This is a genomic window from Pyxidicoccus sp. M6 (assembly GCF_055568925.1).
Window position 1 is genome coordinate 7144306 of the sequence record NZ_CM145714.1, and the last position, 458, is coordinate 7144763.

A 458-nucleotide genomic window follows, 5' to 3' on the forward strand; every position below is an offset into this window, starting at 1 on the left:
CGGTCAGATGGGCGGACCTGCCCGGAACAGTCTCCTCCTGGCCACGTTGTGGCCCCTCGGGCACCGAAGCGCGGGCATCCAGCCACAGCTTTCCCGCCGGGCAGTTCCATCACGTGGCCGCCACCTACGACGGCATCGCGTTCAAGCTGTATGTCGATGGCCTGCTCGAAGGAGCGCGAACCCTCCAGAAGACCCTTGTGTATGACTCCGCGACGCCATGGACCATCGGTTCGACCTACTCGCCCTTCCGTGAGTTGGGTTACCCCAGAACCTGGACTGGCATCATCGACGAGGTAGGCATTCACAATCGGGCCCTGACCCAGGAGGAGCTCCAGGCCGTCTTCAACTCAGGCGGTGCAGGTAGTTGCCGCACAAGGTGAGCAGGGGTTGCCCACCTTGTTCTCGCCGGACTGGCTGGAGTGGGGGGCCGTCGGAGTCCAGGTCCGCCGGTCCCCACG

At 64.8% G+C, this 458-nt stretch carries 1 protein-coding gene; it reads left to right on the forward strand.

From position 1 onward, the window contains the following. Positions 1-113 precede the first annotated feature (113 nt). A complete protein-coding gene (locus tag ACVTJA_RS28385) occupies positions 114-380 on the forward strand; it encodes a LamG-like jellyroll fold domain-containing protein (protein WP_465824251.1) in 267 nt (88 codons plus the stop codon). The last annotated feature ends 78 nt before the right edge of the window (positions 381-458 follow it).